Annotated in this window: 23 protein-coding genes; 6 read left to right on the top strand and 17 right to left on the bottom strand. The window is 60.9% G+C overall.

Going from position 1 to position 23,466, the window contains the following annotated elements; all coding sequences use genetic code 11:
• Nucleotides 1–15: 15 nt before the first annotated feature.
• The 9 genes from AC6UUM_RS08370 to AC6UUM_RS08330 form a co-directional block, all read right to left on the bottom strand.
• Nucleotides 16–2,460, bottom strand: coding sequence for a glycosyltransferase family 32 protein (locus AC6UUM_RS08370; RefSeq protein ID WP_500804937.1), 2,445 nt, complete (start codon nt 2,458–2,460; stop codon nt 16–18).
• A 49-nt stretch (nt 2,461–2,509) separates the two neighbouring features.
• On the bottom strand, nt 2,510–3,361 hold the full coding sequence (locus AC6UUM_RS08365; protein ID WP_500804936.1) for an SDR family oxidoreductase: 852 nt from the start codon (nt 3,359–3,361) through the stop codon (nt 2,510–2,512).
• Nucleotides 3,362–3,381: 20 nt separating this feature from the next.
• Nucleotides 3,382–3,801, bottom strand: a complete 420-nt coding sequence (locus tag AC6UUM_RS08360; RefSeq protein WP_500804864.1) for a dTDP-4-dehydrorhamnose 3,5-epimerase — start codon at nt 3,799–3,801, stop codon at nt 3,382–3,384.
• The gene (gene rfbG, locus AC6UUM_RS08355) at nt 3,798–4,904 is read right to left on the bottom strand and encodes a CDP-glucose 4,6-dehydratase (RefSeq protein WP_500804863.1); all 1,107 of its coding nucleotides are present in this window, start codon (nt 4,902–4,904) and stop codon (nt 3,798–3,800) included. Before rfbG ends, AC6UUM_RS08360 begins: the two co-directional genes overlap by 4 nt.
• A gap of 35 nt (nt 4,905–4,939) precedes the next feature.
• Nucleotides 4,940–5,719: a glucose-1-phosphate cytidylyltransferase gene (rfbF, locus tag AC6UUM_RS08350; RefSeq protein ID WP_500804862.1), complete on the bottom strand. Its 780-nt coding sequence runs from the start codon at nt 5,717–5,719 to the stop codon at nt 4,940–4,942.
• A gap of 270 nt (nt 5,720–5,989) precedes the next feature.
• A complete protein-coding gene (locus tag AC6UUM_RS08345) occupies nt 5,990–6,643 on the bottom strand; it encodes an ABC transporter ATP-binding protein (RefSeq protein WP_500804861.1) in 654 nt (217 codons plus the stop codon).
• The gene (locus tag AC6UUM_RS08340) at nt 6,640–7,422 is read right to left on the bottom strand and encodes an ABC transporter permease (RefSeq protein WP_500804860.1); all 783 of its coding nucleotides are present in this window, start codon (nt 7,420–7,422) and stop codon (nt 6,640–6,642) included. Before AC6UUM_RS08340 ends, AC6UUM_RS08345 begins: the two co-directional genes overlap by 4 nt.
• Nucleotides 7,423–7,429: 7 nt before the next feature.
• On the bottom strand, nt 7,430–8,527 hold the full coding sequence (locus AC6UUM_RS08335; RefSeq protein WP_500804859.1) for a KpsE/RkpR family capsule polysaccharide export protein: 1,098 nt from the start codon (nt 8,525–8,527) through the stop codon (nt 7,430–7,432).
• Nucleotides 8,528–8,686: 159 nt separating this feature from the next.
• Nucleotides 8,687–10,126 carry a mannose-1-phosphate guanylyltransferase/mannose-6-phosphate isomerase gene (locus tag AC6UUM_RS08330; protein WP_500804858.1) on the bottom strand — a complete coding sequence of 480 codons (1,440 nt, stop codon included), beginning with the start codon at nt 10,124–10,126 and terminating at the stop codon, nt 8,687–8,689.
• Between the two features lie 337 nt (nt 10,127–10,463).
• Between AC6UUM_RS08330 and AC6UUM_RS08325 the strand changes: the two genes are divergently transcribed.
• The 3 genes from AC6UUM_RS08325 to AC6UUM_RS08315 all read left to right on the top strand — a co-directional run bounded on the left by AC6UUM_RS08325 (nt 10,464) and on the right by AC6UUM_RS08315 (nt 13,953).
• Nucleotides 10,464–11,771 (top strand): polysaccharide biosynthesis/export family protein, encoded by a 1,308-nt coding sequence (locus AC6UUM_RS08325; protein ID WP_500804857.1) that lies wholly within the window; start codon nt 10,464–10,466, stop codon nt 11,769–11,771.
• Between the two features lie 10 nt (nt 11,772–11,781).
• Nucleotides 11,782–13,008, top strand: coding sequence for a glycosyltransferase family 4 protein (locus AC6UUM_RS08320; RefSeq protein WP_500804856.1), 1,227 nt, complete (start codon nt 11,782–11,784; stop codon nt 13,006–13,008).
• Nucleotides 13,009–13,293: 285 nt separating this feature from the next.
• On the top strand, nt 13,294–13,953 hold the full coding sequence (locus AC6UUM_RS08315) for a PEPxxWA-CTERM sorting domain-containing protein (RefSeq protein ID WP_500804855.1): 660 nt from the start codon (nt 13,294–13,296) through the stop codon (nt 13,951–13,953).
• A 66-nt stretch (nt 13,954–14,019) separates the two neighbouring features.
• Here AC6UUM_RS08315 and AC6UUM_RS08310 read toward each other — a convergent pair whose 3' ends face one another.
• Nucleotides 14,020–14,931 carry a branched-chain amino acid aminotransferase gene (locus tag AC6UUM_RS08310; protein ID WP_500804854.1) on the bottom strand — a complete coding sequence of 304 codons (912 nt, stop codon included), beginning with the start codon at nt 14,929–14,931 and terminating at the stop codon, nt 14,020–14,022.
• 144 nt (nt 14,932–15,075) lie between these two features.
• Here AC6UUM_RS08310 and AC6UUM_RS08305 point away from each other — a divergent pair, with 144 nt between their 5' ends.
• Both AC6UUM_RS08305 and AC6UUM_RS08300 read left to right on the top strand, forming a co-directional pair.
• Nucleotides 15,076–15,615, top strand: coding sequence for a MarR family winged helix-turn-helix transcriptional regulator (locus AC6UUM_RS08305; protein WP_500804853.1), 540 nt, complete (start codon nt 15,076–15,078; stop codon nt 15,613–15,615).
• Nucleotides 15,616–15,643: 28 nt separating this feature from the next.
• Nucleotides 15,644–16,789, top strand: a complete 1,146-nt coding sequence (locus tag AC6UUM_RS08300; protein WP_500804852.1) for an acyltransferase family protein — start codon at nt 15,644–15,646, stop codon at nt 16,787–16,789.
• 17 nt (nt 16,790–16,806) lie between these two features.
• On the opposite strand, the gene proC is transcribed toward AC6UUM_RS08300, so the two are convergent.
• From proC to AC6UUM_RS08265, 7 genes are all read right to left on the bottom strand, one after another.
• Nucleotides 16,807–17,592, bottom strand: coding sequence for a pyrroline-5-carboxylate reductase (gene proC, locus AC6UUM_RS08295; RefSeq protein ID WP_500804851.1), 786 nt, complete (start codon nt 17,590–17,592; stop codon nt 16,807–16,809).
• 23 nt (nt 17,593–17,615) lie between these two features.
• Entirely contained in the window at nt 17,616–18,134 is a 519-nt protein-coding gene (locus AC6UUM_RS08290; protein WP_500804850.1) for a type III secretion system chaperone family protein, read from the bottom strand.
• An 85-nt stretch (nt 18,135–18,219) separates the two neighbouring features.
• Nucleotides 18,220–18,492 (bottom strand): accessory factor UbiK family protein, encoded by a 273-nt coding sequence (locus AC6UUM_RS08285; protein ID WP_500804849.1) that lies wholly within the window; start codon nt 18,490–18,492, stop codon nt 18,220–18,222.
• A 5-nt stretch (nt 18,493–18,497) separates the two neighbouring features.
• Nucleotides 18,498–19,046 (bottom strand): TspO/MBR family protein, encoded by a 549-nt coding sequence (locus AC6UUM_RS08280; RefSeq protein WP_500804848.1) that lies wholly within the window; start codon nt 19,044–19,046, stop codon nt 18,498–18,500.
• A gap of 78 nt (nt 19,047–19,124) precedes the next feature.
• A complete protein-coding gene (locus AC6UUM_RS08275; RefSeq protein WP_500804935.1) occupies nt 19,125–19,856 on the bottom strand; it encodes a TlyA family RNA methyltransferase in 732 nt (243 codons plus the stop codon).
• Nucleotides 19,853–20,173 (bottom strand): hypothetical protein, encoded by a 321-nt coding sequence (locus tag AC6UUM_RS08270; RefSeq protein WP_500804847.1) that lies wholly within the window; start codon nt 20,171–20,173, stop codon nt 19,853–19,855. The genes AC6UUM_RS08275 and AC6UUM_RS08270 overlap by 4 nt, the downstream gene beginning before the upstream one ends.
• 37 nt (nt 20,174–20,210) lie before the next feature.
• Entirely contained in the window at nt 20,211–20,594 is a 384-nt protein-coding gene (locus AC6UUM_RS08265; protein ID WP_500804846.1) for a cupin domain-containing protein, read from the bottom strand.
• A 218-nt stretch (nt 20,595–20,812) separates the two neighbouring features.
• On the opposite strand from AC6UUM_RS08265, the gene AC6UUM_RS08260 reads away from it, so the two are divergent.
• Nucleotides 20,813–23,425, top strand: coding sequence for a hypothetical protein (locus AC6UUM_RS08260; protein ID WP_500804845.1), 2,613 nt, complete (start codon nt 20,813–20,815; stop codon nt 23,423–23,425).
• Nucleotides 23,426–23,466: the final 41 nt, after the last annotated feature.

Here is a 23,466-nt window from a genome sequence, read left to right as displayed (position 1 = left end):
TCAGCCAGATCCGGGTCAGTCGGGATCGCGATCAATCGTGAGCTCGGTGAAAAGGAACTCGGTGTGGCCATCGACCGAAAGGCGGCAGTCGAGATCGGCGACCTCGGCCCCCACTTCGAAGTCGCAGTAGACAGCACCCTTCTCAGCCTTGGCGGGCAAATCGATCTTTACCTGGCCGATAGACTTGGTCCCCGCCTCTGCAGTGACCTCTATTGTCACTTCGCCTGGCGCGGTGATTTTGGTCAAATGGAAGGCGGCCCGATAACGTCCTTTCACGACCGGCTGTATCAAGCCGTGGACGAGGTAGCCGGCGCGTCCGGTCGTGGCATAGACCAGGCCTCTCGCCGCGCCGACCTGCGTCAACAGCTTCAGGCCGCCGGGGACAAACGTCATGTGATGAGCGGCAGCGCTGTAATTCTCGGTGACAATCGGAACGCCCTCGGCCTTGACCAGTTCACGCAACAGCACTTTTGCTTGTCCGCCCTTTTCCTGCGAATGCGCCAGATAGATCGAATTCTCGTCGTGCCACGAGCAGGCGAAATGGTGACAAAGGGTCGTGTTCTCCGAATAACCGTTGAGGGCAAAGGGTTTATCGGCAGAACCTGTCGGTGATAGAGGAGAAAACCAGTCCTGCGGATAGACCTTGACCCTTTCAACCACTTGCGGGGTAGTCAGATGCGGCATGGTGCCCATGCCGTCCTTGTGGAAACCCCGGTCGGCAAAGTACAGGCCGACCAACTGGGGAGCCCAGAAATACATGCCGCGTTTGCGCCAAGCGGTGAACTTACCGAAGCTGTCATAGACCTCGCACATGAATGTTGCGAGCGCACTGTCCGGCTTCGAGGCCATGGAATGCGCTGTGTACCAACCACCGCTGCGCTCATCTATACCGATCATAGCGTCGAACTTGGTCGAGGTTTCGAGTTCTTCGATCAACTGCGTATAGATCGAGCCATTCACCACTTCCAAGTCGGCATCGAAATAACTTCCACCATATTTGCGCAACAAGTACCAGCGGAAGTAATCCGTCAGGAAGGCGTGATCCTTCTCTTCGTATAGCTGTCGGACATAGTCGTTCTCGTCCATCGGCAGGTTGCTGGCGTTCCAATGCAAGATCTCGAAGTCGGGCAACTGGCGCTTCCATGTGTCGAGATAACGGCCAAAAGGATCGGGCTTGCCATCGAAGCCGAAATAGACGCGATGGATCCGTTTCAGCGAAGGCTTGACGAGCGCTGCGCTTCCCGGACCGGCCGGGCCGGAACTCACGGCGGCTGTCTTTTTCATCTCGACGTCAGCCGTTTTGGCGACGGTGACGCCAGAAACGAGGATGCTGTCGATGCCCTCGACTGCCAAGGTGATCTCGCACATGTTGGCGACCTCGCGGTCGATGCGGAACGCCACGACCAGCGGATCCTTATTGCGGGATGAAAAACTGAAGCTGGCCTCGCCCAGCTTCAGCGTCCCGGATTCGGCCGTCGCCGTCAACGTCGCACGGCCCTTCTTCGGACGCCGGGCACAATCGAGGGTCGCAATATATTCGCCGGCCGGCAACGAAACATAAGGCCCGTAAAACAGCAACCCCGAGCCTTCACCTTTCACGCCATCGTCGGTCTGGACGCCATCGCGAACCGAAAAGTGGGAGGCATGATAGTTACGCGGGAACTTGGACGACTTCGCGACCTCGGCGCGATATTCAGAAAAGGTCAACGCCTTTGTCTGCGCTTGCTGCATCCGCTTGTTGCTGCTGAGATCGACGTTCGAGTTGGCAAACATGTGATAGACGCAGGTGCTCCCCTCTTCGAAATCGATCGTTTCACCAACGAGGGAAAATTTCGGTGAGAAATATTTCTGGGGATAGACCTTGGCTCGGGCGCTGATGACCGGCGCAGTCAAATTCTTGAAAAAGCCGTCATCTTGGTTGTTGATATCGCGGTTGCGGAAATAGAGGGACAAAAGCTGCGGCCCGATGAGCCCGCGGGTCTCGCGCCAGTGCCACAGCGGGTCGAGCCGGTTCTCGTAGAGATCGACCATGAAGCGAACGATGTCTGAATCCTTCTTCGCGCCGAATGTCTGTGCAGTCGGGTGGCCGTTGCTGGCTTCCTCGACACCAAAGAAGCAATCATATTTGTCTTGGCTGTAAAGCTCGTCGATGATGCCGTGCAGAACCTTGCCATCCAGCACCTCGCAATCGGCGTCCAGGTAGAGCCCCCCATATTCCGAAAGCACCTTCCAACGGAAATATTCCGACAGGAACACCGGTGATTTCTTCTCAGCGGCGATGCGCGTCCACTTGTTCGCATCAACATCAAGATTATGCGGCCCCCACAGCTTAATCTCGTATTCCGGCATCTGCTGGCGCCAGCTTTCAAGATAGTGCAGGAACGGATCGTGAAAAGGTTTGAAATTATCAAAGTAAATCCGATGAAGGATCTTCGGATTGCTTTCAGATTTTCCACCCATGACCACGATTACTTTCTGGATTATCTGATTGGACGCGCAGAAGCGCGGCTCAAGTTAACTGAGCGTTGTGCATGAGCGAAGTTACATAGGCTTCGAGGCTTTCCCGCCATTCTGGCATCACGTCCAGGCCTTCTGCCTGCAGTCGCGCATTGACTGCTGTTTCGTTGGCCGAGACCGGCGCCTTGCGCACAAAACCGGGACCCGGATGCACGGCGCAAAGCAATCCGGACGCCGCCACAATGGCACTGACATATTCATAGCGTGATGCCGATCCTTGCGCGACCGCATTGTAGACACTTGACGCACCCCGATCCACTGCCAGCAGCACTTGCCGCACGACCGCGTCGACATGCGTCGGACAACCACGCTGCGCATTGTCGCTGACCATTTCAGATTTGCCAGCCGACTCGACGATGCGCTTCCACACGAAATTCTTGGGCTGTTGCCGATCGCCGCCATAGAGCCAGCCAAGCCTGAAGATCACGTGCGCGCCATTCGCGGCGGCGACCGCCTGTTCGCCGTCGCGCTTGGCCTGATGGTGCCGGCTAAGCGGGCGCAGCGGATCTTCTTCAGTAAAGGGTGTGTCCTTCCAGTTGCCGTAGCAGCCGGTGCTGGAAAAATGGATCATTTTGCTGCCGAGATCAGCACAGGCCGCAGCGATGACTCCCGGTAGGCGGGCATTGACCGTCTCGTCGAGTTCAGGCGCGACTTCGGCGGCTTCCAGGTCGGTATGGGCGGCACAGTTGAACACACGGGCCGGCGCAAACTGCCTGATCTTGTCGATGATGCCGTCGGGGCGCGTCATGTCGAGATCATGACGGCCAAGCATGATGACGCGCTCGCCCCGTTCGTGCAGCGCGGCCACCAGCGCGGTGCCCAGCAATCCGCCAGCCCCCACCACCAAGCTTGAGGCGCCTTTGGCTACCATTTCCAGTCAAACGCCCCTGGTGGAACGGTTTCCGATTCGGTCGGATCGTGCGCAATGCTGGCGATATTCAGCAGCACGCTCGTGCCTACGCCTACCCCACCGAATGCCACCCACAGATCCGGCTCGATCGTCAGTCGTGCATGACCATCCGGCGATCCCGGTCCAAGCAGAAACCGGGCTGACTCACCTGACGAGCCATCGTGAACGCACACCCGTACCAAACCCGTCGCGACAACAAAATTCAAGGTCATGCGACTGTGGCGTTTCCAGCCCTTCACATAGCCCTGATCAATCATCGAGAAATAGGCTTCTCCAAACCCCGCAAACCCAGGGTCCGAATGCTTCATGCCATGCAGGACATCCCCGCCCGGCGTCGCGATCCGGCGCAACGGGGTTAGCGTCACCCCGTTCACTGGCGGGCCCACACCCGACCGCGAGCGGCAGCACTGGCCTGATAGGCGGTGATATGATCAAGGGTCATGGCCAGAGCATCCTGGTCCGCCTTCAGCACTTCGCGATACCATTCACCGGTCATCTTCATGCATTCGGCGTAGGACAGATTTGGTTCCCACTTGATCGCCAGCAGCGCCTTGTCGACGTTCAGCTTGAGCAGGCTCGCTTCGTGAAATTGAATGTTGCCGGTGACACGATAGGCTTGTTGCGGGTTATCGTGGCCCCATACCTCGGCCAACGCGGCAAGCAGTTCCAGCACAGTAGCGTTCTGCTCGGCGCGCGGACCGAAGTTGAAGGCCTCGCCGTTCAACGTCATGTCTTCGGCCAGTCGCGCGCCGAGCCACAAATAGCCGCTCAGCGGTTCAAGGACATGCTGCCAGGGCCGGGTCGCTTGTGGGCTCCGGATCTCCACCGTTCGGCCGTCGCACCAGGCGCGCACGCAATCTGCCACAATCCGGTCGGCGGCCCAGTCGCCACCGCCAATCACATTACCCGCCCGTGCCGTCACCAGGCGTACCGGGACGCCGGGCTTGGCAAAAAAGGAATGGAAATAGGACTTAAAGGCCAGTTCCGCCCCACCCTTGGAGCCGCTGTAGACATCCTTGCCGCCCAGCGCGTCGGTCTCGCGGTAGCCCCACGGCCACTCAACATTGTCATAAACCTTGTCGCTGGTGATGATCACCGCAGTGCAGGGCCAATCGATCCGGCGCAGCGCCTCCAGCACCGTGGCCGTGCCCATCACGTTGACGTCGAGCGTTTCGAGCGGATTGCTGTAGGAGGTCGAGACGATTGCCTGCGCCGCCAGATGGAACACGAAGTCAGGCCGGAACGCGTGAAGCACCTCGGAAAACCGGGCCAAGTCGCGCACATCTCCCAACTGGTGATCGATCTTTGCAGCGAGGCCCGCCGTCTCAAAAAGTGAAGGTGTTGTGGGCACCGCGTCAGAATAGCCGCAAACCTGCGCCCCGAGGCCGACAAGCCATGCGGTCAACCAGCTTCCCTTGAAGCCCGTGTGGCCCGTGATGAGCACTCGTCGGCCCGCATAAGCATCATTGAAAAACATGGTGTCGTCTCTGCCACTTGAGAATGAACTGCGTGTTACTGCCAGCTTTTCCAGGGCGCCCGCCCACTGGCCCACAGTTCACGCAGATAGGTAAGATCGCGCACCGTATCCATGCACTGCCAGAAGCCGTCGTGAAGATAGGCACCCAGCTGCCCGTCCTGTGCAAGCGTTTCCAACGGGGCGCGTTCGAGAATCGTGTCGTCGGCGGTCAGCAACGGCGCCAATTCGGGCTGGAACACCATGAAACCACCATTGATCCAGCCTTCGCCGATCTGGGGCTTTTCGACGAATTCGCTGACGATCCCGTCTTCAATCACCAGGCCACCAAAACGGGCGGGCGGACGCACAGCCGACAACGTTGCGATCCGATTGGACGCCTTGTGGAATTCAACCAGTGCTGCAATGTCGATATTGCTGACGCCATCGCCATAGGTCGCCATGAAGGGCCGATTGCCCAGAAACCGAGCTGCACGGCCAATCCGCCCACCGGTCATCGTCTCAGCGCCGGTTTCGAGCAGATGGATCGTCCAGTCTTCCTGCGTTTTGTGATCGTGCAGCTGCCAACTGCTGGTTTCAAGCTGCACGGTAAGGCTGGCCCGCTGCAGCGCATAATCCATGAAGTACTTGCGAATCACTTCGCCTTTATAGCCAAGGCAAATCACAAATTCCTTGCAGCCAAACGAAGCGTAATGCTTCATTATGTGCCAGATGATTGGATATCCACCCACGTCAACCATAGGTTTCGGCTTGATATCAGTTTCTTCGCGAAGGCGCGTTCCAAGGCCCCCTGCAAGAATAACTACTGGCAAATCCATGCTCTTACTCTTCTGTGGCTCAATCTTGTTGATAATCAGAAGGGTCTTTGAAATCAACCCCTCAGCCGGACGAACGGGATGGTATAGCTCGGCATCGCTTCGGTCTACCGCGCATCTTCCCGATCTCAGTTCTGGCGTACAGCCGCGGCCGGAGTTGACCAGGACCGGCGGCACAGTTCGGGACAGCCGGGTCCGAAGCGCAGGCTCATCGCTTTCAGACGGCGACGAACGGCGGTTTGAAGCTGAGGCAGCCGCAGCCCGGTTCACTGCTCATGAAGACAACTCCTTATAAAAATCATAGGCTTCATCGACAGAGTCAAACTGGTGAAGCCTGCCCGCTTGCAGGACAGCGGCGCGATTGCAATGGCTGCGGATGTAACCGGGATCGTGCGAGACGATGATGCGGGCGCGATCGGCGCGCTTCACAAACAATTCCTCGTGGCATTTTGCCTGGAAGCGGCTGTCGCCGACGGCGACGATCTCGTCGATAAGGAAGCAATCGAATTCGATCACCATCGACAGTGCGAAGGCCAGCCTCGCCTGCATGCCAGACGAATATGTCCGCACCGGTTCCCGCAGATAGAGGCCGAGTTCGCTGAACTCCTCGACGAACGGGACATGCCGATCAATATCGACCCCATAGACCCGGCAAATGAACCTCAGGTTGTCGATCCCGGTCAGCGAGGTCTGGAAGGCGCCACTGAACGCCAGCGGCCACGAGACAGACATGCTGCGGTCGATGGCCCCGGAGTCGGGCTTTTCGGCACCACTGATGATGCGAATCAGGGTCGATTTCCCGGCGCCATTGCGACCCAGGATTCCAACGGATTCTCCACGTTTGACCTGAAAATCGACGTTCCTCAGCACAGGTGCCCTTCCGGATGAGGTGCTGTACGCCTTGGAAATGTCCGCCAGCCGGATCATTCCGGTCGGACCTGATCAGCAATCGAGCGCAACAGCAGCAGGCCGGTCAGCGTCAGCACGGCATTGCAGCTGGCCATGTAGGTGAGATCATAATGTGCATTGATGACCGAGCCGAAAAAGCCCTCACGCAGATATTCCGTGGCATGTACCATCGGCAACAGCAAGACCGCATTCTGTGCTGCCGGTGGCAAGGCATCGACGAGAAAGGCCGCGCCCGAGGCCGGAAACAACAGATAGGCAACGGGATGCCACACCTTCTCCACAACTTCGCTTTTCCATGACATCACGCCCATGGTTATGCCGAGGCCGGCGCCAAACCAGGCCATCATCAGCCACCCCCCAGCCACCTGCAGCACGTCTTCAGGCATCTTGATCCAACCTGCGAGCCAGAATGCCAGCGTCAGGAGCACGAACGATATGGTGGTGCCGCCTGCTTCCAGCAGCAGGCGTGCGAAAAACACGTCCGCAATCTTCACGTTGCGATGGTAGAGCAAGGTAAGATTGGGCTCGATGGCCGAGATGCAACGGTTCGGCATCGAACGCCACAGCAGCACCATGGAATATCCGGTCAGTGCAAATGCCACGATCGGCAGGTTCGACAGGCGATGCAGGCCCACCGCAGTCCAAAGCGCGGCGATCCCGAGCGTGAACATCATCGGTTCGGCAAACAGCCAAAGAAAGCCGATGTTGTGCCGGCCGTAGCGGGTAAGAATCTCCCGCATCAGCAGCGCACCGATTACGCGGCGCTGGACAGCCCATGAGGCAGCCAGATCATTCACGCGCGCATCACCCCTTGTGCTCTTTGACGCCGGCGAGCAGCAAAGCAAGGATACCCCATGCCACCAGGCCCACAATCAACGTCGCCAGAAAGCCCCTAATGCGGCGCGGTTCCATCGCGACATCGGGCAAGCTGGGCTGGGCGACACGTTCAACATAGGCCGTCTGCCGGCGTGCCTCGTTGCGGGCGTCCTGCAGTGCCACAAGCGCCGCAGCGAGCTGGCGGTCGGCGAATTCGCGTTGCAGCTGCACCCGTTGATACTGGGCAGCGGCCGCCGACAGCGATTTGGAATTGCCGGCCACCTGGTTGGTCTGTTCGTTGATCGCCTGTTGCAACCCCTGAATGCGCACACGCAGCAAGGGAATCTGCGGATTCTGGCCGGCGATGGCAGAAAGCTGCATCAACTGCATGCGCGCACCAATCAATTCATCCTGCAGCTTGGAAACCATTTGCAGCTGGACCGTTGCCTGCCGTTCGGGATCGATCAATCCCGCGCTGTTGCGATAGGCGGCCAATGCCAGCGCCGCCGTGCGCGCCTGGGTCACAGCTTCGGTGACTTCACGCTCGGCATAACGGACAAGATCGGTCTGGCCCCGCAGGTTCAACCGGTTCACCAGGCCTTCTGCACCTTCGAGCAGGCGGCGATTGATCGCCTGGGCCTCCTTGGCCGAATAAGCCTTTACTATCAGCGTGGTGATGCCGGTTTCCGCATCAAACTCCACCCCGACCTTATCGCCATAATAAACATAAAGCTCCTCAAACGAGTTCGAAAAGCCAAGCGGATCGAAGCGGTTGAAAATGCTGACATCATCATTGCCCCATGCTGCACTGGCAAGGCGGTCGCGTTCAAGGGTGCGCAGGCCGTCGCGCGACTGGATGAAGCCTTGTGCCGCGCGTACTTCCTCGCTGGCATTGGCGAACCCGGCAGAGCTCAACAGCAGGCCGAGACCCGACCGCGCGGGCTTTTCGGGGCTGCGCACAACAAATCGGCTTTCCGACACATAGACGTCAGATGCGATGATGCCGAAGTAGAGCCCCGCAAAAATGCCCGGCAACAGCACAGTGAACCAGAATAGCGGCCCCTGCCGCCGCAGCCAGCCGGCCATCACAGCAAACAGCCCGCTGCGGGCTGGACGTCCTGCCCGATATGGAGTGTGCGCCGATGGCGCATCCAACCCAATCACGTCGGTTGACGAGGGCAGCGTTTCACTTCGTAAAATCATGATGCTATTCAACGTTCCTGCTGGAGAGTCCGGCGCCAGGGCTCAAACAGCCTCCTCACGTGTACGGTCGGAATAGCGGATAATGTCATCCTCGCCTAGATAGGTGCCAATCTGCACCTCGACCAATATTACCGAATCGTCGGTGATGTTTTCAAGGCGGAGGATCGCGCCGGGCAGCACATGGACATGGCCGCCGGCGCCGATGTCCTGAACCTTCCCATCGATGGTGATCCGGGCATTGCCTGACAGAATGATCCAGTGTTCGGAACATTGATTGCGGGACTGCAGCGAGAGGTCGTGGTGCGGTCTGACCATGATCTGCTTGACCTGGAAACCTTCCCGCATCGCGACGCTTTCAAGCCAGCCCCACGGCTGGTGATCGGTTCGTCCGCGGTCGGCTTCGGGGCGCTCGCGCCGGCGCAGTTCACTCACCACCATTGAAAGCCGCTGGCTGGAGGCGCGCGGCGCCACCAGCACGGCATCATTCGTGGTAACCACGATCATCTGATCAAGATCAAGGCCGACAACCATCTGGTCAGGCACTTCGCTCCGGATCATGCTGTCACGGCAGTAGAAGCTCAGCACATCGCCAGAAAGAAGATTGCCATCAGCGTCGCGAACACCGTCGCGCCACACGCTCGCCCAATCGCCCAGGTCGCTCCATTGGCCGGGATAAGGCATAACGGCCAGATTGGTCGACTTTTCCATGATGGCGAAATCCACAGATATATTGGTCGCCTGCGACCAACCGCGCTTGCCCAGCAGGGTGAAGCCGCCCTGGACGAGGGCTTCGGCGACGGCATCGCGGACCGCAGCCAACAGATCAGGGGCCAGGAGTTCGTAAGCGGCAATAACGGCGCGCACGGACATCAGGAAGATGCCGGCATTCCACAGGTGGCGACCGCCATCGAGCATGGCCTGGGCGTCGGCGGCGTTGGGCTTTTCCACGAAGCGAACCAGCGCTTGCGGAGTGCCGTCATCGATCGTGACAGCATCGCTGAGTTCCAGATAGCCATAGCCGGTTTCAGCGCGCACAGGGCGGATGCCGAACGTGACGATGTCGCCCGACCGGGCACGTTCAGCGGCTGCGGCAACCGTCGCCCGAAAATGATCGCCATCGACGATACGGTGGTCGGATGGCAGCACCAGCATCAACGCATCCGGATCCTGCGCACACAGATGCAGCGCCGCGGAGAGGACGGCAGGCGCCGTGTTGCGCGCATCGGGTTCGACGATGATGGCCCCCGCCACCCGCTCGATGCGGGCGAATTGCTCCATCACGCGAAAGCGCTGATCCGCCCCGGTCACCACGACCGGCATGCCAAAGGCCGGCGTATCCACCAACATGACGGCGTGCTCAAACAGGCTGTACCCGTCGACCACCATTGCGAACTGCTTGGGCTGGTTCCGCCGTGACGTCGGCCAGAGCCGCGTGCCGGAGCCACCGCACAATATGACGGGGTGAATGGTGAAGCCGGTCATGATGGGCATCCTCTCGCAACGAATCTGACGCAGCGCATCCGTCACCATCTGAGGATTCCGATCAGCGCGAAATGGAGAATTTCTGCACTATTGCCGATCGGCAGCCGTCGGTGACAATATGCCTGTATCCCCCGTATCCCTTTGACAGACCCAAGCTATTTTCGGCTTGAACACGCCCGTTACTGCCGAAACGGGTTACCTCAATGCCACGCGATAGCGATGCTCTTGCGGTGACCAGCGCTAAAGGTCAAGTGGATGCAACACTCCCGCTCCGGCGCCGGTTTCCGCCTGCCGCGAAAAACGCTCGCTTGCCCGAAATGGCTTGGCGGCAACGATCATGCCGGACGTTATCGGCGGTTTTGACAAGCCATGGCGGCAGTGCCATGGGGCGTGGCATAGACAAGGCCTTGATCATCGGTTCGCCCCGGCCTGGCAGCGTGGCCGTTCTACCGACCCCATGCTATCAAGACACACGCCAACCAGCCGAGTGACCATGAGCCCGCCGATGTCCAATCGCAACCTCTTGATTTTCCTTGCTGCCGGCTTGACGCTGGCCGGTTGCCAGCCATTCGGGCCAGGGCGGCAGGCCGTGTTGCGCGGCGGGGTTGTTCCTGCTGGGCCGACCGAGGCTGCCAAGGACATCAAGCTGGTGCAGGTGCGCGGTGACATGGCGGCGCAGTTCAAAGCGCCCGCGCCGTGGCCGGCCTTTGCCGACGTGCTGGCCGGCGCCCGACCGGTAGGCACGGTGGTGGGTGTGGGTGATGCCCTGGAAGTGACGATCTGGGAGGCGCCGCCTGCAACACTTTTCGGACCGCCCAGCGACACCCGCATCGGCACCCCGATCAACACGTCGCGGCCGAACATATTGCCCGAACTGACGGTCGGGCCCGACGGCAGCATCAACGTCCCATTCGCGGGCCAAGTGCCGTCCAGCGGGCGGACGCTGCGCGAGATCGAAACCGATATCGTGCGCCGCTTGCGCGGCCGCGCCAACGCTCCGCAGGTGCTGGTGCGGCTGGTGCGCAATTCGACGGCGACCGTGACCATGGTTGGCGAGGTCACGCAATCAAGCCGCGTGCCGATCAGCCCCCGCGGCGAGCGCCTGCTTGATGCCCTGGCGCAAGTGGGCGGGGTCAAATCACCGGTCAACCTGACGACGATCCAGGTGACGCGTGAAGGCCATATCCACCGCATGGCGCTTTCTGACATTATCGAACGCAGCGAAAACAACATCGTTTTGGCCAAGGACGACGTCGTGACGGCGCTGTTCCAGACTTACAGCTTCACTGTACTGGGCGCCGCCGGACGTAATGACGAAATCCGGTTCGAGGCCCTAGGCATCACACTGAGCCAGGCGCTCGGCCGGATCGGCGGTTTGCAGGATGGCCGAGCCAATCCGCGCGGCGTGTTCTTGTTCCGGTGGGAAGATCCGGCATCGCCGGGCGGTGCACGCGTGCCGGTAATCTACAGTTTCGATCTGAAGGATCCGGCTGTCTATTTCCTGGCCCAGCAGTTCCGCATGTCCGACAAGGATCTGATCTACATTACCAATTCCCCGGTGGCCGAGTTGCAGCGATTCGTGAGCATTGTCTCGCAGACCCTGCTGCCAATTGCGACGGTCACGACCGTGATCCAGCAGAACTGACCAGCTGACCGTGCGCGATGATGATGCGCCGCTGCTGCTCGATGTCTCGCGGCTGATCTGGCGACACTGGGCTGGGGTACGGCCCACTGGCATCGATCGTATCTGCATGGCCTGGCTCGATCATTTCGGCGGGCATGCACAGGCAACACTGCTGCATCGGCGCGGCCGGTACATTCTGGGCAAGGCCGCGTCTCAGGACCTGTTCCGATTGCTGGCTGACGATAATGCACAGCCCGCCGGGTTGATCAGGAAAAGACTGCGTCTGGCCAAGTGGCTGATGCAGCATGGCGCGATCAGCATGGCGGCGCGGCCTGGCGCTGGACGGCCATGGCTCAATGCCGGCCACACGGGGCTCGACTTGCCGGGGTTGGAAGCATGGTGCAGTGCCGTCAAGGTCAAGCCCATCATAATGGCGCATGATCTCATCCCCATCACCCATCCGCAATACTGCCGCGCTGGCGAAGCCGATCGCCATCGGCTGCGCATGCGTGCGTTGCTGACCATCGGCCACGCTGTAATCGGCAATAGCCAGCACACCATCGACACGCTGGCAGACTTCGCCCGCAGCGAAGCACTCGCCATGCCGGCGGCGCTGGTGGCCTGGCCGGGCACGCCGCATCTGCCCATGCCAACCAACGCAACCGGCGGGGCGCAGCGGGACTTTGTCATCCTGGGTACCATCGAAGGCCGCAAGAATCACATGTTGCTGCTGGACGTGTGGGAACGGCTGATGCGCGAACATGGCCATGCGGCGCCGCGGTTGGTGATCATCGGGCGGCGCGGCTGGGCGTGTGATGATGTGCTGGCGCGGCTGGATTCGGGGCGCTTTGGCGATCGGGTGGTGGAAACCGGCGCGCTGGATGATGGTGCCATTGCCCGCCGGCTGGCCAATGCCCGGGCGCTGCTGTTCCCCAGCTTTGCCGAAGGCTATGGCCTGCCGCTGGTGGAGGCGCTCGATGCCGGCGTGCCGGTGATTGCCAGCGATCTGCCGGTGTTCCGCGAGATCGGCCAGGGGGTGCCCGATCTGTTGCCGCCCGACGATGTGGCCGGCTGGCAGGCGGCCATCATGGCCTATGCCGCCGATGGCAGCCCGGATCGCGCCGCGCAGATGGCTCGGCTGGCGGGGTTCAGGGCGCCCGATTGGGCCGGGCATTTCGCCAAGGTTGATGCGTTTTTGGAGTCACTACAGGCCCGAATTTTCACACCTGCGTCGATGCCACCGGTGTCACACCGGTGATGCGGCCATGCACCAGATCGCTGTAATCCTGCGCCAGTTGCAGTGTCGCTTCCCCCACCTGGAAACTCCATGGCCCGATTTTGGCCAGTTCCTTTTGTGCGGATTGATCCGCGCAACCGGCAGATCAGTATCGCTTTGTTGTACGAAGACCGGGCTTGAAAGTGTCGGCAGTGTTTACACTCGTGCTAGAACATCAAAAGTAACATACTGAAATTACACGCTCCGGCCATTCGGCATGCTTTTTGCATGAACAAATTCAGTCAGTTAGTATAGGGGATTTCGATCGTGACGTTGATTAAAAGAGCCCTGTTCGGTGCCGTCGCTAGCCTGCTGGCCGCCAGTTCGGCGCAAGCTGCGACACAAGTCTACTCTTCTGCTGCCCCACTTGCCGGCAACCAGGCGTGGACCGGAACACTCGGTCTCAATTTTCAGGTCAACCAGGCAATCACCGTCAGTGCCGTTCATGCCTTTGTTGGCACCGCACCCCTGATCGATAATCTTTCGGTGACGTTTTTCGACAGCCTTGGCAATTCTGCCTCGCCGGTGTTCAATTTTGTGTGGGTTGGCACCTCAGGCGGACCTTATCAAGGCATGGCTGTGACTCCGTTCACGCTTGCACCCGGCAGCTATCAGCTGGCCGCCTGGGGCTTCAACGACACCAACAAAATTTACAACGCAGCATTCTTCAGCCTGCCTGGCGCCATTTCTTTCAACACCTTGGGCGGTGCTCTTACGCCTTTGCTGTCGTCTTACTCCTTGCCTGGCACCGGCGGCGCTTTCGCCAACCTCACCGATATCGGGACCGCTCAATATGGTTCGGCCAGCTTCACCGCCACGGTCAACCCCGTCAGTGCCGTGCCTGAGCCGGCAAGCTGGATGTTGATGATTGCGGGCTTCGGCCTCGTCGGTGTCGGTCTGCGCCGCAAGGCTGCAATCGCCGCCTGATTGCACCGGCAAAGGTGCAAAAGCCCGGCTCCTGGGTTCAGGAGCCGGGCTTTTTCTGTCTGGCGCTCAGGCCTGCGTCGATGCCACCGGCACAACGCCGGTGATGCGGCCGTGCACCAGATCGCTGTAATCCTGCGCCAGTTGCAGCGTCGCTTCGCCGACCTGGAAGTTCCATGGCCCGATTTCAGCCAGCGGAGTCACTTCGGCGGCGGAACCGGTCAGGAAGGCTTCGCTGAAGGTCGCCAGTTCTTCCGGCCAGATGGCGCGTTCGATCACCTTGATGCCGCGGCGCTGCGCCAATGCAATCAGGCTGCGGCGGGTGATGCCGTCCAGGAAACAATCCGGGGTTGGCGTATGCAGCGCGCCATCCTTGAAGAAGAAGATGTTGGCCCCCGTCGCTTCGGCCACCTGCCCACGCCAATCGAGCATCATGGCATCATTGTAGCCGGCGTCTTCGGCGGCGTGTTTCGACATCGTGCAGATCATGTACAGCCCGGCCGCCTTGGCGCGCACCGGCGCGGTATAGGGCGCCGGCCGCCGCCACGGCGCGATGTTGAGGCGCAGGCCCTTCTTCAGCGCTTCCGCGCCGAAATAGGCGCCCCATTCCCAGCAGGCGACCGCCAGATGCGGCTTGGTCTTCTGCGCCGAAACGCCCATCTGCTCGCTGCCGCGCCACGCCACCGGGCGCACATAGGCACTGGTCAGACCATTGGCGGCCAGCGTCTGCCGGCAGGCTTCGTCAATCTGTTCCACCGTGTAGGGCAGCGCAAAGCCCATGATGCGCGCCGAATCGATCAGCCGCTGCGAATGGGCCGACAGCGCATAGATATGCCCGCCATAGGCCCGCGCGCCTTCGAACACCGAACTGGCATAGTGCAGGCCGTGGGTGAGCACATGCACATTGGCTTCGCGCCACGGTTTCATGACTCCATCGATCCAGATGAAGCCGTCGCGGTCGTCGAAGGTGGCGTCGATCATGTGGCACCCATATTGGCGTTGTGGCAATTTTCGGCAGCGCAAACGCTGATGCAGTGCAACAAACGAACGACGAACCGTCCGGTTGTGGCATGTTCTTGCGCTGGCCGCTTGTGCTGCCATAATGGCTGTGCCAGATATGTCAACATGACTGTCCCAAATCGCCAGCCACCCCTTTCCGCTGTGGTCGCATCGCCGCTGAAGGTGACTCCCGCTTCCCCGCTGTTCCTGCGCGAGGACGAAATCCGCCGCGGCATCGAGCTGTTGTATTTCGGGTATAGCGCGATGATTCGCGGCGCTGATGCCATATTGGAGGTGCAGGGCCTGGGCCGCGCCCACCACCGCGCGCTCTATTTCATCGCGCGGCGCCCCGGCCTGTCGGTGGGCGAACTGCTCGGCTTGCTCGGCATCACCAAACAGTCGCTGGGCCGGGTGCTGAACGATCTGAACCAGCGCGGCCTGATGGAACAGAAGGTCGGCACGACGGATCGGCGCCAGCGGCTGTTGCTGCTCACCCCGGCCGGTACGGCACTGGAAACACGGCTGTTCACCGAACTGGAACGCAGCATGGCCCGTGCGTATGGCGAAGCCGGGCAACAGGCGGTGACAGGCTTCTGGGCGGTCTTGTTGGGGTTGGTACCCGCCGACAGCCGGGCAACAGTGCTGGCTTTGCAAGACGACGTGTGACACGTAGGCCGTGATGCAGGGGTTTGCGATGGACCAGATGTATTTGGCTGCAGTTGTCGTGCTGGCCATGGTTGTGGCCACGATTGCAGCAAGTGCTTTGGCGCGGGCTGGCTTCCCGATGCCAGGCGGGCGGCGCATTGGTGAGATTGACGGCCTTCGTGGCTATCTGGCGCTGGCTGTGATGGGCCATCATTTCACGATTTGGCTGAGCACGATGGCCGGCAATCCCTGGCAGGCACCGGACGTGGCGTTTTACAATCAGCTTGGGAAAACTGGTGTCGGCATGTTTTTCATGATCACCGGCAACGTGTTTTATCCGCGAATATTGGCCGGAATCGCCGCCACCAACTGGATCAATGTGTATGTTGGCCGGATCTTCCGGATTGTGCCGCTGCTGCTGGCCCTGGTCTTGATCGCCACGGCCATGATCATGGTGAGAACCGGGCGGGTGCCGGGCTTTGGCTATCCGCTGGATGTCGCAAGCTGGGTGGCTGGTCGCCCGCGCAATCTGTTGGGCGATGATCTTACCCGCTTGGCGGTCGGCGGCGTTCTATGGTCGATTTGGTTCGAATGGCTTTTTTACATCCTGGTGTTGCCGGCCTGCGCATTGGCGCGGGGCCTGGTAGGCCGCCGCACCTGGCTGGTCCCCGTGGGGCTGCTGGTGATCAGCCTGATCGGGCGGCTGACGCCGGTGCCGTTGTTCATCTACACGCCGTTGTTTGCGTTTGGCATGCTGGCCTATGAAATTCGGGACCGTCCGCAGTTGGCGCAACGGCTGCTTGGTCCGATCCCGACCGTGATTGCGGTGCTGGCACTGGCCATCAATATGGTGTTTTTCCGCGATCCATTCGGCGCCGCGATGCCGCTGCTCGCTTTCACCTTCACGGCTGTCGTGTGCGGCAACAGCCTGTTCGGCCTGCTGGCTTTGCCCGGCGCCCGCATGCTGGGCGAGGTTTCATACGGGATTTATCTGCTGCACAGCGTCATCCTGTATACTGCATTCAACACTATTCCCGGCATCATCACGGGCATGCCTTGGCTGGCCCTGCCGGTGATGGCGTTGCTGGTGGTTGCGATGACGGCCGCCACCTATCTGGCCATTGAACGGCCCGGCATCCGCATCGGCCGGGCGCTTGCCACAAGATTGACCGCCAAACCCGCCCGTTTCGGTTGAAGCGCAGAGTCGATCCGTCAGCCCAGCTCTCGAGAGCGCGCTGCCGCCGCGGCAATCACCCGCTCCAGCAAGGGCGTCAGTTCCGGCATCAGCACGCCTAGCCCCGCCGCCGTCGTGCCGCCCGGTGACGTGACGCGTTCGCGGAGCACGGCGGCAGGCGTCGCGCCATCATGCACGGCGAGCGCAGCCGCGCCGATCACCGTCTGCCGGGCCAGCGCCATCGCCATGCCCGGTTCCAGACCGGCCGCCACGCCAGCCGCGGCCAGCGCTTCGATGACATGGAAAACATAGGCCGGGCCGGAGCCCGACAGCGCGGTGACGGCATCGAACTGGGCTTCGTCCGACAACCACACCGTTGGCCCCACCGGGCGGAACAGCGCTTCGGCGGCGCCCTGCACGATATCGCCATCGCGGGTGTACAGCGCCGTCACCCCCTGCCCCACCGCAGCCGGCGTGTTGGGCATGGCGCGCACGATGCCGGCACCGGGAAACAAGCGGGACAGATCGGCCGTGGAAACGCCGGCCATCACCGAGATCACCAGGGTGAGCGGCCCCAGCCGCCCGGCCAGCGGCAACACCGCCTGATGCCAGGCCTGCGGCTTCACCGCAAGCACGACGATATCGGGTTTGCCGCTGGCAGGCGGGCGCGGCGATGCGGTGACGCCTTCGGGCAGGCTGCGCGCGGCGGGATCGATCACCGCTACCGGCCCCAAGCCTTCATCAAGCCAACGCCGCAGCAGCGCGCCGCCCATGTTGCCGCAGCCGATCAACCAGATCGGCGCGTGACCTTCACCATCCATCATTCAGCCCCTGGCCGAGCGCGCGCTCAAGCTTCGCCGGCGGTTTCGATCAGCGCCGCAGCCAAGGCTTCCGTCGGCGTCTTGCCGGCGATCAGCACCAGCTGGAACACCGGATAATAGCGTTCATATTCCTCCACCGCGGCTTCGGTGAGGATTTCAGCCTGCGCCGCCGACAGATCGCCACCATCGGCAGCATCATCATCGGCCAGCAAAGTAGCGTGGCGGAACAATATGCTGCCATCGGCCGACCACAGCTCGAAATGGCCCATCCACAATTGTTCGTTGATCAGGCCGAGCATTTCATAGGCGACACCGCGCTGTTCGGGGCTGGCGACCAGATCGGATTGCGCGATGATCTGCAGCACCCGGTCTTCCCCGCGCCACAGCGCCCGCAGCTGGTAACTGGTCCAGCCACCCTTGATGCTGGTGACAATTTCTTCATCGGCGACACGTTCGGAGGCCCAGCCGTTGGCGTCGAACAATTGTTCGAGCAAGTCGATGGGGGCCGAATCAATGGCGGCGGATTCAATCTCGGAAAAGCTCATTTCGCCCCTCCTTTACAGCAGCGCCCGCAGGCTGGGCAAGGCTTGCCGATTCGGCAAGAGGGCGAACCCCAATCTCTTGTGGATATCAGGCCGCGTCGCCACCAGATGTGCGCGCATTGGCCAGCTCGGCCTTCAGTGCCGCCACTTCGGCCTGCAACTGCGCCACGGCTTCGCGCGCCGAGGCCGCCATCGCCTTTACCGCATCGAATTCGTCGCGGCTGATGTCGCTGGCGCCGACGAAATCCTTCATGCGTTCGCGCGCAACATCGGAAAATTCGCGGCTGGCACCGGCCAGCGTGCCCATGGCGGCGGTGGCGACCTTGGACAGGTCTTCAAACAATTTATTGTCGTTCTGCATGACAGTCATACTCCCAATTGCATGGCATCGGCCATCGGATTGAGCATCAGGATCCGGGTGTTGAGCACACCGGCAAAGCACAGCCACGCCACATAGGGCAGCATCAGCCAGGCCGCCAGCCGGTTGACGCGATAAAATGCCGAGGTGGTCAGCAAGGCCACCACCAGCATCAGCGCCAGCACGCCGAGCGCGGCAGAGATCATGTGCAGCCGAAAGAACAGCGGCGACCAGGTAAGATTGATGGCAAAACCCGCCAGGAACAGGCCAATCGCCAGTCGCTTGCCGGGCGCATCGCGCGTGCCCCACACCAGCGCAAAGGCAAAGCCGATCAGCGTGTAGAGGATCGCCCAGGCAAGGCCGAACAGCGGCCCAGGCGGCTGGAACACCGGCAAGGTGAGCGATTGATACCAGGGGTTGGTTTCGGTCGATCCCGACACCCGCGCCGCGATGCCGCCAGCGAACAATATGGCCGGCACTGCCACCAGCGCGGCGCGCGCAAAGCTGCCGGCGGCGAACCACTTGTATTGCACCTGGGCTGGGGACTCAGCGGTCATTGCCCGTGGTGTAGCGGCTTGGCCGGCGCGGCGCTATCGAAAGCCATGGCCGCTGATGACGCAGCCGAGATTGGCCCCCTACCTCCGCTGCGCCGCAATCAGGAACTCGACATTGCCTTCTGGCCCGGTGATCGGGCTGGTCGTCAGGCCCAGCACCGGCCAGCCTGCGCTTTCCAACCATGCCGACACCTCGGCACATACACGGTCATGCACCGCCGCATTGCGCACCACGCCGCCCTTGCCGACATCGGCGCGCCCGGCTTCGAATTGCGGTTTGATCAGCGCCAGCAGACGCGCACCGGGCGCGGCGAAACCCATCGGCACCGGCAGAACCTTCATCAGCGAAATGAAGCTGGCATCGCAGACGATCAGATCAACAGGCTCCGGCACATGCTCAGGTGTCAGCAGCCGCGCCGACAATTGTTCCAGCACCACCACGCGCGCATCCTGGCGCAATTTCCACGCCAACTGGTTGGTGCCCGAATCAACCGCATAAACGCGCGTGGCGCCGCGGCTGAGCAGCACATCGGTGAAGCCACCGGTGGAAGACCCCACGTCGATCGCCACCGTGCCAGCAACATCCCAGCCGAAATGCGCGAGGCCATGATCGAGCTTCACGCCGCCGCGCGACACCCACGGATGATCGCGGCCGCGCACCTCCAACGGGGCATCCTCGGCCAGCGTGTCGCCGGATTTGGCGATCTTGCGGGTATTCGAATAGACCAAACCGGCCATCACCAACGCCTGCGCGCGGGCACGCGATTCCGCCAAGCCGCGCGCCACCAGCAGTTGATCGACGCGAATTTTCAGGGCTTTGCGTCCTTCGGCAATGTCTCGAAGCGGCCAAAGCGGCACAGGCTGAACACCGCCGGCGTGAAATTGTCCCGCACCTCGAACAGATCATTTGCGCACAGCCGGGGTGACGCTTCGCGCCGCACCAGCATCATGTTGGGCTTCAGGCCCGGACAGCCATCCGGCAGCTGCGATCGGTGCCAGCGCCCGCCGGCGCGGATCAGCAGTTCGGATTCGCTGACCACCTTGTAATCCAGCTGTCGCCCGGTGATCAGGCAGGTCGCCGGTTCGGGGGCAGCGACGGCGGCGAGCAACAGGGCGGCGGCGAGGATCATGGCCGTTGATCTACAGGAATCCGGCCGCCACGGCCAGTCACCAGGCTTTCTGCAGTTCCACCACCATCACTTCGATGGGTTCCTTGCCGATGTTCACATCCTGATGCTGGGTTTTGGGATTGGCGTTCAACCAATAGGCTTTGCCGCTTTCCCAGGTCTGAATATCGGATTTGTCGGCCGCAGGGCCGGTTTCCTCGAGGATGTGCATGGTGCCGCCCTTCAGCGCGATGATGATGCGCGGATGATCATGGCGGTGCAGCGGCAACGGATTGCCCGGCTGGATCAGGCTTTTCCACACCTTCACCTCCGCATTGGCAAACTGCGGCGTGCGCCCGGTGGGGGCCTGCGCCTGTGCGAACGCAAGCCCCGCGCCAAAGCCCACCGCCAATATGCCCACGCCAATGCCAAGTGTCTTCATCATATCCGGCCTCCCGATTGAACTGCGCAAGTTTCGGACAAGCGGCGCGGTTTGGCAATCAGCGCACGAACACGATCTTCGGCCCCGGATGGGCCATGGCATCTCCTGCCGTGCATCAATCCACTTGGCATGCGACAATCTTGCGATAGTTTGGGTTCAGTGCAGTTTGAATTGGAGCGATCCCGTTGCCGGTAGGTGAAGCGTCTCTTGATCGCGACAAGTTGATCGCTGCACTGATCGATAGTGGCCTGTCCGACCTGCTGAAGGATGACGACGTCCGCGCGGCCTGTCTTTCGTCACTATTGGCGGTTGGCTGCGCACCAGCGCCGGTCAACCATCTCGTGCTGTTCTGCATCGAAAAGGTGGCGTTGGGCACGCTCAGTCTGTTTGGCGGCACATTCAAGTCCATCTTGGCCGACTGGATGGTGCGCATTCCCGGCATCGCCGGTTTCCTGCAAAAAGTTGAGAAGCTCGGGCGGCAAGCGCGCGATCGCAATGCGCTTCTGGAGGCGTTGCGCGCCGATATGGGCGATGCGGCCACAGCCGCTGGTGTGGATGACCAGACCAAGCTGGATGTGACCCAGGGCCTGTATTTGAAGCACCGCTTGGACGGGCTTGACGCGGGCTTTGCCGATTTGTTCACGGCCATGCAGACAGCGATGGCCGGCTTGCTGGAGCGTGACGGCCTCTATCACGAACCAGCTTTGGGCTGGAATCTGCAAACCGCGCCGCTCTCCGAACAATCGGCGGCCGAACGCATCAAATACAACAGCGGTCATTTCGATCTGGTGGGCCGCGAAGACGCGCTCGATCATCTGCACCGCTTTGCCGGCGATCCCAGCGCCGCTGGCATACGCAGCCGGTTCCAGTGGCTGCTGATCACCGCGCCGGGCGGCGAAGGCAAGACGCGGCTGGCGCTGGAATTCTCGCAGTTGCTTGGCCAGAATTGGCATGCCGGCGCGCTGCGGCGGGAGGATCTGACCAAGTTCGATGCGGCGCGCTGGCGGCCGCGTCGCGATACGCTGATCATCATCGACTATCCCGCCCAGGAGCCCGGCGCGGTGCGCGCCCTGCTGCTGGCCGTGCAGGCCCATGTTGCCGATTATGATTTCCGGGTGCGCATCCTGCTGCTGGAACGCGAGGCGAGCGGCGAATGGGCCAAGCGGGTGTTTGGCGAAAGTGCTGCGGATGCCGCCGTGCGCCAGCATCGTTTTGGCAGCGCGGATGACAGCCGGATCGATTGGCCACTGCCGCCGGTGTCCACGGTAGGCATCGTCACGCTGATGCGGGAACGCATCATGGGCGCCGGGATGACGCCGCCCGATGATGACGATTTGATGGCGGCGGCATGGCAAGTCGATCCGCGAATCATGGAGTATCAAGGCCAGCGCTTTCGCCTACCACCGCGCGCGCTGTTTGCCGCGGCTGTGGCGGAAGAAATCATCGCGCGCGGCGGAGCCAGTAGAGCCGATTTCGATCGGGAAACGGTGCTGCGCGGCCTGATTGCCCGAGATCGCGCGCAACGCTGGGACGCCGCCTGCCCCGATCCCACCCGGCGTGAAGCCCATGAACTGCTGCTGGCGCTGGCGACCGCGTGCCTGGGCATGGCGACCAGCCGGATCAGCCACGCGCCGCCGGTATTGCAGGCGCATTTGCCCGGCCTGTCGCCTCGTGATCCCTTGCGGATCGATGAAGAACTGCTGCGGGCGATGGTCGCTGCACCACCCGGCCATATCCCACCGCTTGAACCAGATATCCTTGGTGAATTTTTCGTCCTCGAACAACTTACCAGCCTGCGGAACCGCGATTCCGAAGCCTTTGCGGCCTTTTGCACCGCCATGTTCGAAAGCCCGGGTGACAATGCGGCTGTATTCCTGCTGCGGGCATGGCGGGATTTTCCGCATCGCGTGAGTGCGCTCGGCTATCTCGCGCCAGCATCAGACAATCGCGAAGCAGCAGATTTGTTTATAAATGGATGTTCGGAAATTCGTATTGCAATCTTTATGAGCCCTGAATATGATGATGATGAAAAAAGCTTCCATTTTTTTCGCCTTGACCTTCTGATACATCATTTTGTTTCCACTTTTCCCACGGACGCCGGCATTGCTTTAAGTTACTGCAAATCAATGCACAACGATGCCAAGTTATACGGCGAAAGCAAGATTCACGACTTAGTCGACATTATATGCATCAGAATGGCATTATTAGCATCAGCATTCCCGGGAAATGCCGAAATTGCATTCGTAAATGCAAGTGCCATTGTTAACGCAACAGCTGATGCAGTCGAATCGAACGATTTAGACAGAGTTAATAAATTTCTAAAACAAATTGAATCGATTTCAGAACTTTACCAAGACGATTGCAATATAGCACTAGCAATTGCGGAATTCACTAACAATGCAATTGTACTTTTTTCTGGTACCGAGAATTGGATCCAAGTGGACGTACTCTTTAATCGTCTGGACGAATTGGTTGCCGCTTTCCCCAGTAATATAGAGTTCGCAGTGGAACTTGCTAAGGCTGCGTACAATGCCACCATCTCGGCCAGCACGGCTCGGGATTGGGAGCGCGTCGATGCCATGCGCCAGCGCCTCGAAACACTGGTTGCCGCCTTCCCCGACAATGCAGAGATCGCGCTGAGAGATGCCAAGGCTGCGGTCGATGTCACCTTCGAGGCCGGCGCGGCCGGAGATTGGGACCGGGTCGATGCCATGCAACAGCGCCTCGAAACACTGGTCTCTGGCTCTCCCGGAAATGCAAACATCGCCAAAGCCGCTGCACGCGCCACGCAGACTCGCGATCACTTCCGCAATCAGCGTGACAAGTCGGACTGAGCCGCTGGTGACCAGCTTTGCACACTGCGGAGAAGCCGGCT

The organism is Sandarakinorhabdus sp. (assembly GCF_987265915.1).
Note: the sequence above shows the minus strand (reverse complement) of the source record. Positions and strands in the feature narration are given on the sequence as shown.